Genomic DNA, 13,513 nt, shown 5'->3' with positions numbered 1-13,513 from the left:
CGGGCTCAGGAGGCGATCGACAGGCCCGCCAGATCCGCCTCGTGCTGGCGCGTGATCCGCCTGGCCCGCTGGGCGTCCGGCGAGTACCGGAACCGCTCGGGGACGACGTGCGTGGTGCGGTAGAGGCCCTTCAGCGTCAGCGTCGCGGCCAGGTCCGACGTCGGCAGCCCCGGCAGCCCGTACATGCGGCGGGCCCAGCGCGGCAGCGTGGAGACGACCAGCACCCCGAGGCCGGGCGCGGCGAGCTTCAGCGGCAGCAGCGGGCGCGGGAGGGCGGGGCTGAACATGCGGCGCAGTCCCACGCGCGCCTCCCGGCACGCGTAGATCCGGCGCCGCATCTGCGCGTAGTAGTCCCTCATCTCCCCGACCGTGGCGGGCACGTCCGCCGGGTCGAGGCCGACGACGGCGGCGGCGCGGCGCTGCTCGTCCACGAACGTGTCGGCGTCCCGCGCGGTCAGCGGCACTCCCGCGCGGCGGGCCACGTCCAGGTAGGAGTCGACCTCGCCCATGTGGACCCACAGCAGGTTCTCCGGGTCGTCGACCGGGAACGTCTCGCCGGTCCGCATGTCCAGGCCGGTGAGCTTGGAGTGCAGCCGGCGGACGCGGCGGCCCACCCGCTCGACCTCCTCGTGCGTCCCGTAGGTGCGGACGCGGACGAACTCGACCGTCCGGCCGAGCCTGGCCCAGGCCGCGGCGGGGTCCATGAGCTCGGAGTTCTGCGCGGTCCCCCACATCGTGCGCGGATGCAGCGCCTGGAGCAGCAGCGCCCTGATCCCGCCGATGACCAGCACGGGCTCGCCCATGACCTCCCAGGTCACCGAGCCCGGGCCGAACAGCCCGTGGTCGGCCCGCTCCTCGCTCTCGTCGTGCACGTCGACCGCCTTCCGTCGCCGCGGCCGGGAGTCGGCACCGGCCCGGTAATCGAAGGCTTACCCTGCCACGCCGGACGTCACACGATCTAGTCCTCGATGAGGTCGTCTACCGCTTCGTCCCGTTCGCCGGGTTCGGTCTGCTCGGTGATCCAGGCCAGGTAGTCCATGCTCCCCGCCACCACCGGCGTCGCGATGATCTCCGGGGTGTCGTAGGAGTGGCCCTCGGTGATCAGGGAGGCCAGCTCGTCGAACCGGTCGGCGGAGGTCTTGAAGAGCACCATCCACTCCTCCGCCGACTCGATCTCGTCCTCCCACCAGTAGGTGCTGGCGATCGGCCCCACGAGCTGGGCGCAGGCCGCGAGCCGCTCGGCGACCGCCGACCGGGCCAGCTCGGCGGCCTCGGCGCGGGAGTCGGTGGTGGTCGTCACCTGCACGTAAGAGTGGGCCATGGCACGACTCCTTCCCGCTCCCCGCCCGCGCACGCCCCCGGCACGGGCGGCTACCTGGACGGACGGACGACGAGCGCGCTGCCGCCGCCCCGCCTGGTGGGCTCCGCGACCGCCTGGACGAGGCCGGGCCGCAGGAACTCCAGCCCCGTCGCGGCGCCGATCACGCCCGCGGGCGGCCCGGGGAACGGCTCCAGGCGGTGCCCCCGCGCGGCCAGGTCGCGGCCGTACCGGTCGATGAACGGCTGCTCGGCGAAGACCTGCGGGGTGTTGCGCTGCGTGGCGCGGGGCGCGTTCAGCGCGGTGGGCAGGTCCATGCCGAGGTCGATCCGGTTGACCAGGATCTGCAGCACGGTCGTGATGATCGTCGACCCGCCGGGCGTGCCGACCGCGAGCTTCGGCCGCCCGTCCTTGAGCACGAGGGTCGGGGACATGCTGCTGCGCGGGCGCTTGCGCGGGCCCGGCAGGTTCGGGTCGGGCGCCTGGCCCGGCGCGGGCGGCTGGAACGAGAAGTCGGTCAGCTCGTTGTTCAGCAGGAACCCGCGCCCGGGAACGGTGATGCCGCTGCCGCCGAACTGCTCGATCGACAGCGTGTAGGCGACGACGTTCCCCCACTTGTCGGCGACGTTGAGGTGAGTGGTCTGCGGGCCCTCGAACGCCAGCGCCCTGGTCTGGGTGCCCGGCGGGACGCACGGCGCGTAGGACCCGTCCGGCGAACCGGGGGCCACGGGGGCGGCCGCCGCCCGGTCCGGCTTGATCAGGCACGCGCGCTCGCGGGCGAACCCGGACGACAGCAGCTCGTCCAGGGGCACGTCCACCTTGTCGGCGTCGCCGACGTAGCGGCCTCGGTCGGCGTAGGCGAGCTTGGACGCCTCCAGGTAGTAGTGGAGGGCCGTGACCGGGTCGCGCGCGTCCAGGCGGAAGTTGCCGAGGATGTTGAGCGCCTCCCCCACGGTGGACCCGCCGGACGACGAGGGCGGCATGCCGTACACGTCCGTCCCCCGGTAGGGCACGTGGGTGGGCTTGCGCGGCACGGCCCGGTAGGCGGCGAGGTCACCGCGCTCCATGAGGCCGGGACGGACGTTGCGCGTCGCCTTCGGGTCCACCGGGGGCTTGGCGACCGTCCGGGCGATCTCCTCGCCGAGCCCGCCCTCGTAGAACCAGTCCGTGCCGCGCCGCGCCAGCTCCCGGTAGGTGCCGGCGAGGTCGGGGTTGCGGAAGACCGAGCCGACCGCGGGCACCTTCCCGCCCGGCAGGAACAGCCGGCGGGTCGGGACGATGTCGCGGAAGCGCGCCTCGTTCGTCGAGGTCTGGTCGTGGAACTCCTGGTCCACGACGAAGCCCCGGTCGGCGACCTTGATCGCCGGGCGCAGCAGGGTGCCGAGGTCGCGGGTGCCGAACCGGCGCAGCGCGAGGTCCCACTGCGCGAGGGTGCCGGGCACGCCGACGCCGAGCCCGCTCGTGACGGCCTGGTCGAACGGGAGCGGCCGTCCCGTCGCCGGGTCGATGAAGGCGTCCTGTTTCATCCGCTTCGGCGCGAACTCGCGCCCGTCGAGGGCGTGGACCCGGCGCGTCCTCGCGTCGTAGTAGGTCATGTAGCCGCCACCGCCGATCGCGGCCACGTACGGCTCGGTGACCCCGAGCGTGGCGCCCGCGGCGACGGCCGCGTCCATCGCGTTGCCGCCGCGCCGGAGGACCTCCAGGGCCGTCCGGCTGGCGTCCGGGTCGACCGTGGACACGGCGCCGCCGTACCCCGTCGCGACCGCCTGCTTGACCGGCTGCTTCGCGGGGGGCCGCGGGTGCGCCGGCATGGTCGCGGGCGCGGCGGCGGCGGGCGCGGCCGGGACGGTGAGGGACGCGGCGACGGCGAGCGCGGCGGCGGCGGCCGTGCGGCGGGACCCGCGGGACGGCTTCGGCGCCCGCGCGGGCGGCGCGTGCGAGGGCGATGGGGAGCGGAACACCGGACCTCCAGACGAACGCGGCGTCCCTACGGTGCCACCGATCTTCGTCGGACGCCACCGTCCGCACCGGCCGACCCCGGACGCGGCGCCGGACCGCGGCACCGAAAGATCATAAAGCGCTTTCCCCCTCTGGAAATGGGACCTATTGCCGCGGAACGGTCCACCGGAAAGTCATTCGGCCGTCCTCGCCCAGCGTGAGGGGGCCATTGCGGCACGTCGCCGACCTGCGGTTTGGCAGGATGCGACAACGGCGAGACGGCGGGAATCCGGGCGAAAACGTTGCGATTATGCTCATACCTGGTGAATTCTTAGGGACTTCGGCAAGCACCTCGCGATCAGCGGCGCGGGTTCAGGCCTTGGGGGACCACCTATGACCTTGGACATGCGCATGCGCAACAACATGTTCCGGCGGCTGCCGGTCGAGCAGGCCACCGGCCGGCTCTACGGCGGCAGGCACCGTCTCCGCGTGGTCTACCGGACCCGCGATCTCGTCGTGCTCGGCCTCGGCGTCATGATCGGCTCCGGCATCTTCAAGATCGCCGGCGAGCAGGCGTCCTCGACCGCGGGCCCCGGCGTGCTCGTCTCGTTCCTCATCGCGGGCGGCGTGTGCGTGCTGGCGGCGCTGGCCTTCGCCGAGCTGTCCTCGATCGTCCCGGTCGCGGGCAGCGCCTACTCCTTCAGCTACGTCGCGTTCGGCGAGGTGTGGGCGTGGGTCGTCGGCTGGGCGCTGATCATGGAACTGCTGCTGGCCGCGTCCGTGCTCGCCCGGGTCTGGTCGCTGTACGCCGCGCAGGCGCTGCAGGACTTCGGGGTGGGGGTCCCGAGCTGGCTCGGCGAGCTGATCGGCCAGCAGAAGGGCCCCGACCTGTTCGCCCTCGGCATCCTGCTGCTGGTCGTCCTGATGCTCGCCACCGGCAGCCGGATGAGCCTGAAGTCGCTGTGGTTCATGGTGATGGCCAAGGTCATCGTGATCGGGCTCGTCATCGCCACCGCGCTGAAGTTCTTCAGCCCGGGCAACCTCACCCCGTTCCTGCCGCCGTCCCAGCCCGCCCCCGAGGCCGACCAGACGGTGCTGGACGCCGTGCTCGGCGCGCTCGGCGGCGGGACCCCGCACGTGTTCGGGGTCTGGGGCATGTTCGCCGCGGCGCCGGCCATCGCGTTCGCCTACATCGGCTTCGACCTGATCGCGACCGCCTCGGAGGAGACCGACGACGCGCCCCGCAAGGTGCCGCGCGGCATCCTCACCGCGCTGGTCACCACCATCGTGCTGTACGCGGCCGTCGCGGTCGCGCTCGTCGGCATGGTCGGGATGGACGGCATCGCGAACCTCAACCCCGACAAGCTGCTGCTCGCCGCCGCCTTCGACTCGGTCGGCGCGGGCGCGATGGGCAAGATCGTCGACGTGGGGGCCATGCTGGCGCTCACCACCGTCATCCTGGTGCTGATGATCAGCCTGACCCGGGTGGTGTTCTCCATCTCCCGGGACGGGCTGCTGCCGCGCCCGCTCGCCGCGATGAGCCGCTACAAGGTGCCCTCCCGCGCCACGCTCCTCGCGGGCGGCGCGGCCGTGGTGATGTCGCAGACGATCGACGTGCTCACCCTGGAGCAGCTCGTCGTGATCGGCTCGCTGTTCGCGTTCCTGTTCGTCGCGGCGGCGGTGCTGGCGCTGCGCCGCTCCCGGCCGGACCTGCACCGGCCGTTCCGGATGCCCGCGGCGCCGCTGGTCGTGATCGTGACGATCTTCGCGATCGGCTGGCTGATGCTGAACCTGAACGTCGAGACGTGGGCCTATTTCGCGATCTGGATGATCGTCGGCATCGGCATCTACCTGGTCTACGGGCGCCGCAAGAGCCAGATGAAGCTGCTGCTGGACGCACCGCCGCCCGCGCGCCCGGTCGCCGCGCCGATGGCCCCCGCCCCGCCGCCGGGCGCGGCCCTTCCCCCGGGCGCGGCCCCGCCGCCCCCGGGCGCGGTGCCGGGGCCGTGGGACGTGCGCCCCACCCCCGGGCAGGTCGGCCAGGGGACGTGGCCGGGCGAGGGGCGCCCCGGCACGCCGGAGAGCCCCTACCCCACCGGCCGGTACTCGGCGGGACGCCGGCCGGGCGGCCGGTTCGCGCCCGAGCCCTACCCCACCGACCCGGCCCCGCAGGGCGGGCCACCGGGCCGCGGCCCGTCCGGGGCGTACTCCGCCGGGCCGCCCGAGGACCCGTACGCGGTCGATCCGGGCGTGCCGAACCCGTACTCGTCCGGGCCCCACGAATCCCGGCCGTACGGATCCCAACCCTCCGGGCCGTACGAATCCGGGCCGTACGAATCCGGGCCGTACGAATCCGGGCCGTACGAATCCGGACCCTACGAGCCCCGGCCCTACGAGCAGGGCGGCCAGGAGCAGAACCCCCGCCGGCCCGGGCCGTACGGTCCCGGGTACGGTCCGGGCGACGAGCCCCAGGAGCCGCCGCAGGGGGGACGGCACCGCCGCTGAGGCGGTATCGCCCAACACCCGTTTTGTAGAGTTCCGCCGAACGCCGAGGGCGCCCCCTTCCCCGGGGGCGCCCTCGTTCCGTCTCGGGTGAGGGGTGGACAACGGGTGATGTGCGGGCTATGTTGTTCTCAGCTAGAGATGAACTCTATTTGAGACTTACTCAGTCAGAGATCGACGGGAGGGACACCGATGGCACCGGACCCGAGGCGCGACGAGAGCGAGTTCCTCGCGAACTACGACCCGCGCGACTACGACCCGGTCTCGGTGACGGTGGACGTGGTCGCCCTCACCATCCGCGACGGCGCCCTGCACGTCCTGCTCGTCCGGCGGGGGAACGCCCCGTTCGAAGGGATGTGGGCGCTCCCCGGCGGTTTCGTCCAGGCGGGCGGCCCCCTCCAGGGCACCGACGCCGAGGACCTCCCGGACGCGGCCGTCCGGGAGCTGGCCGAGGAGACGGGGCTGAGCGCCAAGGGCGGCGCGCTCGGCCGCGTCCACCTGGAGCAGCTCGGCACCTACGGCGCCCCCGGCCGCGACCCGCGGATGCGGGTCATCTCCGTCGCCTACCTGGCCTTCGCCCCGGAGCTGCCCGACCCGGAGGCCGGCGGCGACGCCGCCGACGCGGCGTGGGTCCCGGTGGACGCGCTCGGCCTGACCGAGTCCGGCGACCAGCGGCCCGGCACGACCCGGCGGCTGGCCTTCGACCACGCGCGGATCCTGTCGGACGGGCTGGAGCGGGCGCGCGGGAAGCTGGAGTACACCCCGCTCGCCACCGCCTTCTGCGGCGGCGAGTTCACGATCCCCGAGCTCCGCGCCGTGTACGAGGCGGTGTGGGGCGAGGAGCTGCACGCCGGCAACTTCCACCGCAAGGTCCTGTCGGTGCCCGGGTTCGTGGAGAGCACCGGCGCGACGTCCGACCGCGGCGGCCGGCGCGGCGGCCCCCGCCCCCGCCTCTACCGCGCCGGCGACGCGCGCCTCCTGCACCCCGCCCTCCTGCGCCCCGGCCGCGAGGAGGAGATCCGATGAGCGGGCACCGGCTGGACGAGGCGCTGGCGCGGCTGGACCGGGCGCGGGTGCCCGCCGACCTGTTCGGCGACGACGAGGCGGAGGCGGCGCGGCGCTACCGGCGGCTCGCCCGGCTCGTCCACCCGGACGCGACCGGCGGGCGGACCCGCGAGGCGTTCATCCGCCTCAACGACCTCTGGCGGGGCTACCGCGGCGGCGACCCGGCGACGATCACCACGCGCCGGCACGCGTACCGGCTGGACGGCGGCGCCATCGGCGGCGACCTCGCCGAGCTGTACCGGGCGCGGGTCGGCCCCGGCCGCGACGTCCTGCTGAAGATGCCGCGCGACCCGCGCGACGGCGACCTGGTCGAACGCGAGGCCGTGGCGCTCCGCCAGCTCCCCAAGGACGGCGACGGGAAGTTCCTGCCCTACGTCCCGCGGCTGGTCGAGTCGTTCCGGCACCGGGACGCCGCCACCGGCGCGCAGCGCCAGGTCAACGTGATCGCCGCGCTGGACGGGTTCCACAGCCTGGCCGAGGTCGGGCGGGCGTACCCGGACGGCGTCGACCCGCGCGACGCGGCCTGGATGTGGCGGCGGCTGCTGGTCGGCCTCGGCTTCGCGCACCGCGCGGGCGTCCTGCACGGCGCGGTGCTCCCCGACCACGTGCTGATCCACCCGGAGGAGCACGGCCTGGTCCTGGTCGACTGGTGCTACTCCGTCCCCGGCTGCTACGCGCACACCGACCCGTCCGGGCGCGTCCCGGCGATGGTCGACCGGTACGCCGGCTGGTACCCGCCCGAGGTGCCGGGACGGCGGACGGCGAGCCCGGCGACCGACATCTTCATGGCCACCCGGTGCATCACCGACCTGATGGGCGACAAGGCGCCCAAGGCGATGCGCTCGTTCGCGCGGGGCTGCACGCTCCCCGCGCAGAACCGGCGCCCCGCGGACGCCTGGCGGCTGCTCGCCGAGCTGGACGAGCTGCTGGAGCGGCTCTACGGCCCGCGCCGCTTCCGCCCCTTCCACCTGCCCGTTCCCCGCTGAAGGAGAGAGATCATGGGAAGCGGAAACTGGTCCACCGACGTCTACGCCGCGCGCGCGAGCTACCGCGCGTCCACCGGCGCCAGCGCGTTCGCCTACTCCGACGGCGGCGCCACCACCGTCCACCCCGACCTGGACCCGCGCGGCGTGACCGTCCGGGAGAGCCGGGACTCCGAGGACCACCCCGAGTCGCTCGCGATCGGCGTCCTGTTCGACGTGACCGGCTCGATGGGGACCGTGCCGCGGACGCTGCAGACCAAGCTCCCCGACCTGCTCGGGCTGCTGCTGCGCAAGGGGTACGTCGAGCACCCGCACATCCTGTTCGGCGCGGTCGGCGACGCGACCTGCGACCGCGCGCCGCTGCAGGTCGGCCAGTTCGAGGCCGACAACCGGATGGACGACGACCTCGGCAAGATCCTGCTGGAGGGCGGGGGCGGCGGACAGATGCGCGAGTCGTACGAGCTGGCCATGTACCTCATGGCCCGGCACACCTCGATCGACTGCTTCGAGAAGCGCGGGAAGCGCGGCTACCTGTTCATGATCGGCGACGAGCTGGCCTACCCCAAGGCCAAGCGGCGCGAGATCGCCAAGGTCATCGGGGGCGAGCCGGACGAGGACGTCCCGGTCGCCGCCCTCGTCCGCGAGCTGCAGCGGATGTACGACGTGTACTTCATCATCCCCGAGGGCGCCTACCACGCCGGAAGCCGCGAGCTGAAGGACTTCTGGCAGGAGCTGCTCGGCCAGAACGTCCTCTACCTGGACGACCTGGACGCCGTCTGCGAGACGATCGCGCTGACCGTCGGGCTCGCCGAGGACGCCATCGACCTGGACGAGGGCCTGGAGCACCTGGAGGAGGCCGGGTCGGACGCGGGCGCCTCGGTGTCGCGCGCCCTCGCCCGGCTGGAGGCGTCCCGCGCCCCGGTCGCGGTGGCGCCCACCCCGCCGGGCCTGGACGCCGCCGCCCCGTCCGCGACGACCCGGCTCTGACCATGGACCACGTGATCGTCGTCGACCTCGGCTTCGGGGACGCGGGCAAGGGCACGGTCGTCGACCACCTCTGCCAGGCGGGCCCCGCGGCCGCGGTCGTGCGGTTCAACGGCGGGGCCCAGGCGGCGCACAACGTGGTCGCCGGGGACGGGCGGCACCACACGTTCGCCCAGTTCGGCTCGGGGACGTTCACGCCCGGCGTGCGGACGCACCTGTCGCGGTTCATGCTCGTCGACCCGCTGGCGCTCGCGGCCGAGGCCGCGCACCTGCGGGCGCTCGGCGTCCGCGACGCGCTCGACCGGCTGACCGCCGACCGGGACGCGCCGCTCACGACGCCGTACCACCGGGCCGCCAACCGCGCGCGGGAGTCCGCGCGCGGCGCGGCCCGGCACGGGTCGTGCGGCATGGGGATCGGCGAGACGGCGTCGTACGCCCTGGCGCACGAGGACGCGCCGCGCGCGGGCGACTGCCTGTCGCCCGCGCGGCTGCGGCGCCGGCTCGCCTCCGTCCGCGACTGGTACCGGGACGCCTTCCCTGATGGGGAGGAGGTCCCGGACGTCGAGGACTGCGCCGCCGCCTTCACCGCCTTCGCCGAGCGGGTGCGGATCGTCGGCGGCGCCCACCTGCGCCGCCTGCTGCGCGGCGGGACCGTGGTGTTCGAGGGCGCCCAGGGCGTCCTGCTGGACGAGTGGCACGGCTTCCACCCGTACACGACGTGGTCGACGACGACGTTCGCCAACGCCGAGACGCTGCTCGCCGAGGCCGGCGGGACCGCGCTGCGGCTCGGCGTCCTGCGCGCCTACGCGACCCGGCACGGCCCGGGGCCGTTCGTCACCGAGGACCCGGTGCTCACCGCGGACCTCCCCGAACCGCACAACGGCACGGGACGCTGGCAGGGCGCGTTCCGCGCCGGCCACCTCGACGCCGTCGCGCTCCGGTACGCGCTGGACGCGGCGGGCGGCGTGGACGGCCTGGCGGTCACGCACCTGGACGTCGCGGGGGCACGTCCTGACCTGCGTGTCTGCCTGTCCTACGAGATGGACGGCGAAGGGGTCGGGCGCCTGGAGACGGGCCCGCCCGACCTGGACCGCCAGGCCGCCCTCACCGAGCGCCTGCTCAGGGCGCGTCCCGTCTACGCGCCGCTCGGGGAGGCGGTAACGACGATCGAGGAGGTGGCGGGCGCGCCGGTCGTCCTGCGGTCCCACGGCCCGACCGCGGCCGACAAGACCGGCGTCCCCGCACGTGGCGGCCGCGTGGCCACCTCCGGACGGCCATTGACCTGAGCCTCCGGCAGGTCCAAGATCGCTACCGATCGGCCGAGACCCGGCGGATCCAGCGGAGGTGGACGTTGCGTATCCCCCAGCGCACCCTGTCGGCCCTCGCGGCGCTCTCCGCCGCGGTCGCGCTCCTGACCGTCCCGGCCGCGCCGGCCGCCACCGCGGAGACCGGCGACGGTTGCGACCCGATCGATCCGGCCGCGTGCCTGCTGCCCTTCCCGAACGACTGGTACACGGTGGCGGACGGCGCCACGTCCACGGGCCGGCGCGTCCACCTGCGCACGACGATCAAGAACGCGCTCGGCGTCCCCGTCGCGCCGGGCGAATGGAACCGCGCGGACGGCTTCTCCCCGGGGTCGATGCTGCTCAGCCGCGTCCCCGGCCTCGACCTGGCCCGCACCGGCGCGGCGCCGGGCACCGACATCGGCGCCTCGCTGCGCGACGACGCGCCGATCGTCCTCGTGGACACCGCGACCGGGGAGCGCTGGCCGTACTGGGCGGAACTGGACGCCAACGCGCCCGGCGACCGGAAGGCGCTGATCATCCGTCCGGCCCGGAACCTCCGCGAGGGCCACCGCTACGCCGTGGCGCTGCGCGACCTGCGGGACGCCTCCGGTGACCCGATCGGGCCGAACGCCGCCTTCGCCAAGATCCTCGGCCCGGACCTGCCGGCCGCCGACCCGCTCGCCCGGCGCCAGCGGGACATGGGCCGGGTCCTCGCCGCCCTCCAGGCGAACGGTGTGGGCCGCGACGGCCTCTACCTCGCCTGGGACTTCACCGTCGCGAGCCGGCAGAGCCTCGCCGGGCCCGTGCTCCACATGCGCGACGACGCGCTGCGCGGCCTCGGCGACCGCTCGCCCTCGTTCCTCGTGACCGAGGTCAGGAACGACGTGGACGACACGATCGCCCGCGAGGTGAAGGGGGTCGTCTGGGCGCCGAGCTACCTCGACCAGTACGGCGGCCTGCCCGGATCGTCCCTCCACCGGGGCGGGGACGGCCTGCCGTCCCGGCTGCCGGGCAACTCCCAGGCCGTCCCGTTCCAGTGCGAGATCCCCAGATCGGCGCTCACGCGGCCCGCGCGCCCCGCCCTCTACGGGCACGGCCTGCTCGGGAGCGAGGGCGAGGTCGACGCCGGCAACGTCAAGGCGATGGCGTCCGAGCACGGCTTCGTGTTCTGCGCGACCAAGTGGATCGGCATGGCTGACGAGGACGTCCCGAACGTCGTTTCAGCGCTCGCCGACCTCACCCGCTTCCGGACGGTCGCCGACCGCCTCCAGCAGAGCCTGGTGAACTTCATCTTCCTCGGACGCGCCATGACCCGCGGATTCGCCGGGCACAAGGCCTTCCAGAGCGACGCGGGCGCGCCCCTCATCGACACCGGCGCCCCGCTGACCTTCGACGGCAACAGCCAGGGCGGCATCATGGGCGGCGCGCTGACCGCCGTCTCCCCCGACATCCGCCGCGCCGTCCTCGGCGTCCCGGCGATGAACTACAGCACGCTGCTCAACCGCAGCGCGGACTTCCCGCAGTACGCCCGGGTCCTCGACCTGTTCTACCCGGACAGGCTCGACCAGCAGATCGGCATCGCGCTGATCCAGATGCTCTGGGACCGCGGCGAGGCCGACGGCTACGCCTGGCACATGACGGACGACCCGCTGCCCGGCACCCCGGCCCACCGGGTGCTGATGCACGTGGCCTTCGGCGACCACCAGGTCGCGCCGGTCGCCGCCGAGGTCGAGGCCCGCACGATCGGCGCCCGCGTCCACGCCCCCGTCGTCACGCCCGGCCGGAGCCCGGACAAGGTGCCCTACTGGGGCATCCCGACGTTCGGCGCGTCCCACGAGGGCTCCGCGATGGTCGTCTGGGACAGCGGCTCCCCCGTCCCGCCGCTCACCAACACCCCGCCGACCGCGGGCCGCGACCCGCATTCCGACCCGCGCAACAACGCCGGCGCCCGCCGGCAGAAGGCGACGTTCCTCACGACCGGCACCGTCGTGGACGCGTGCGGAGGGGGACCCTGCGTCATCACGCCCTGACCTGCACCTGAGATGATCGGCCCCATGCTCCAGGTCTGCCCGAACGGAAGCCGGACCGAGGGCGTTCCCACGTCCCCGGACGAGATCGCCGCGGCGGTCCGCGCCGCCATCGACGTCGGCGCCGAGGACGTCCACGTGCACCCGAAGGACGCCGCCGGCGCCGACACCATGGCCCCGCTCCACGTCGCCGAGACCGTCACCGCCGTCCGCACCGGGACGCCCGGCGTCCACGTCGGCGTGACGACCGGGGCCTGGACGGCCGCCGACCCGGGCGAGCGCGCCGCGCTCGTCCGGTCCTGGACGGTCCTGCCCGACCACGCGTCGGTGAACTTCCACGAGGAGGGCGCCGAGCTGGTCGCCGAGGCGCTCTTCGAGCGGGGCGTCGCCATCGAGGCCGGGATCTTCTCCGGCACCGACGCGGCGCAGCGGTTCCTCGCCTGGCCGCACGCCCACCACGTGCTACGGATCCTCGCCGAGGTCACCGACCCCGACCCGGAGACCGCGACCGGCACCGCCAAGGAGCTCCTGCACGACCTCGGCACCCGGCTCTCCGTGCCGATCCTGCTGCACGGCGAGGACGGCGGCGCCTGGCCCGTGCTGCGCCTCGCCGCCCGGCTGAACCTGGACGTCCGCATCGGGCTGGAGGACACCCTCGGCCTTCCCGACGGCTCCCCCGCCGCCGACAACGCGGCCCTGGTCCAGACGGCGCGCGCCCTCATCGCCGTGGACTGACGCGCCTCATCCGGCGGGCGGCACCGGCGGGCGGCGTCACGAACGGGGGTTGTGGCCCGCGGAGTCCATCCGCGCCCAGTCGGCCTCCCACATCGCGTCGCGATGCCGGTCGCAGCGGCGCCGGACCAGGGCGTAGGCGAGCAGGATCGGCAGCGAGCAGCCGAGCACGGTGGCGCCGCCCGCATAGGCGGCGTCGGTGACGGTGCGGCTGTGCGGGCGGGGGCGGACGGTCGGGTCGCCCTGCCGGTCCACCCAGATCGTCCGGTGTGCGCCGACCTTGGCGTTCTTCCAGCTCGGCAGCGTCCCCACCCGGGGCTTGCCGTCCGCGCCGGGCCAGCTGGCCTGGACGGTCTCATGGATGTAGCGGTCGCCCGAGGAGCCGATGCCGCCGGTCGAGGTGACCGTCGCGACGACCTGGTGGCGGTCGGCCCGCTCCGCCTTCTCCGCGCGCATGCCCGCGTCGTAGGACCAGGACGCGGCCCAGGCCGCGAGCGGTGGCGCGACGCCGAGGAGCAGCAGGACGAGCCCGAGGCCGACCAGCCGCTGGACGCGGTCGACCCGGCGGCGCAGCTCGTTGTGCTCCAGGCCGAGGCGCCTGCGCAGCCTGGTGAGCGGCGTGCCTCCGCGGCCGATGCGGGACCTGCGCATCTGCGTTCACCTCCCCGGGGAGTGCCC

At 74.4% G+C, this 13,513-nt stretch carries 11 protein-coding genes; 7 read left to right on the top strand and 4 right to left on the bottom strand.

The features are described from left to right. Positions 1-5: 5 nt before the first annotated feature. The 3 genes from K8Z49_RS44830 to ggt form a co-directional block, all read right to left on the bottom strand. Entirely contained in the window at positions 6-872 is an 867-nt protein-coding gene (locus K8Z49_RS44830) for an oxygenase MpaB family protein (protein WP_250361453.1), read from the bottom strand. Positions 873-958: 86 nt separating this feature from the next. After that, positions 959-1,321, bottom strand: a complete 363-nt coding sequence (gene cutA / locus K8Z49_RS44825) for a divalent-cation tolerance protein CutA (RefSeq protein WP_021598687.1) — start codon at positions 1,319-1,321, stop codon at positions 959-961. Between the two features lie 50 nt (positions 1,322-1,371). Next, complete coding sequence (ggt, locus tag K8Z49_RS44820) at positions 1,372-3,129, bottom strand: gamma-glutamyltransferase (RefSeq protein ID WP_412521289.1); 1,758 nt, start codon at positions 3,127-3,129, stop codon at positions 1,372-1,374. A 520-nt stretch (positions 3,130-3,649) separates the two neighbouring features. Between ggt and K8Z49_RS44815 the strand changes: the two genes are divergently transcribed. The 7 genes from K8Z49_RS44815 to K8Z49_RS44785 all read left to right on the top strand — a co-directional run bounded on the left by K8Z49_RS44815 (position 3,650) and on the right by K8Z49_RS44785 (position 12,838). Continuing rightward, positions 3,650-5,761 carry an amino acid permease gene (locus tag K8Z49_RS44815; RefSeq protein ID WP_412516981.1) on the top strand — a complete coding sequence of 704 codons (2,112 nt, stop codon included), beginning with the start codon at positions 3,650-3,652 and terminating at the stop codon, positions 5,759-5,761. Positions 5,762-5,950: 189 nt separating this feature from the next. Further along, positions 5,951-6,784 (top strand): NUDIX hydrolase, encoded by an 834-nt coding sequence (locus K8Z49_RS44810; RefSeq protein ID WP_111832959.1) that lies wholly within the window; start codon positions 5,951-5,953, stop codon positions 6,782-6,784. Beyond that, positions 6,781-7,809: a molecular chaperone DnaJ gene (locus tag K8Z49_RS44805; RefSeq protein WP_412516980.1), complete on the top strand. Its 1,029-nt coding sequence runs from the start codon at positions 6,781-6,783 to the stop codon at positions 7,807-7,809. Before K8Z49_RS44810 ends, K8Z49_RS44805 begins: the two co-directional genes overlap by 4 nt. Before the next feature lie 12 nt (positions 7,810-7,821). After that, positions 7,822-8,793, top strand: a complete 972-nt coding sequence (locus tag K8Z49_RS44800) for a hypothetical protein (protein ID WP_021600392.1) — start codon at positions 7,822-7,824, stop codon at positions 8,791-8,793. 2 nt (positions 8,794-8,795) lie between these two features. Beyond that, positions 8,796-10,076, top strand: coding sequence for an adenylosuccinate synthetase (locus tag K8Z49_RS44795; protein WP_111832960.1), 1,281 nt, complete (start codon positions 8,796-8,798; stop codon positions 10,074-10,076). 65 nt (positions 10,077-10,141) lie between these two features. Next, a complete protein-coding gene (locus K8Z49_RS44790; protein WP_412516979.1) occupies positions 10,142-12,106 on the top strand; it encodes a hypothetical protein in 1,965 nt (654 codons plus the stop codon). A 24-nt stretch (positions 12,107-12,130) separates the two neighbouring features. Further along, positions 12,131-12,838 carry a 3-keto-5-aminohexanoate cleavage protein gene (locus K8Z49_RS44785; protein WP_250361447.1) on the top strand — a complete coding sequence of 236 codons (708 nt, stop codon included), beginning with the start codon at positions 12,131-12,133 and terminating at the stop codon, positions 12,836-12,838. Between the two features lie 36 nt (positions 12,839-12,874). On the opposite strand, the gene K8Z49_RS44780 is transcribed toward K8Z49_RS44785, so the two are convergent. Beyond that, complete coding sequence (locus K8Z49_RS44780) at positions 12,875-13,486, bottom strand: hypothetical protein (protein WP_021598613.1); 612 nt, start codon at positions 13,484-13,486, stop codon at positions 12,875-12,877. Positions 13,487-13,513: the final 27 nt, after the last annotated feature.

Source organism: Actinomadura madurae, from assembly GCF_047130825.1.
GTDB classification, from domain to species: domain Bacteria; phylum Actinomycetota; class Actinomycetes; order Streptosporangiales; family Streptosporangiaceae; genus Spirillospora; species Spirillospora madurae.
Note: the sequence above shows the minus strand (reverse complement) of the source record. Positions and strands in the feature narration are given on the sequence as shown.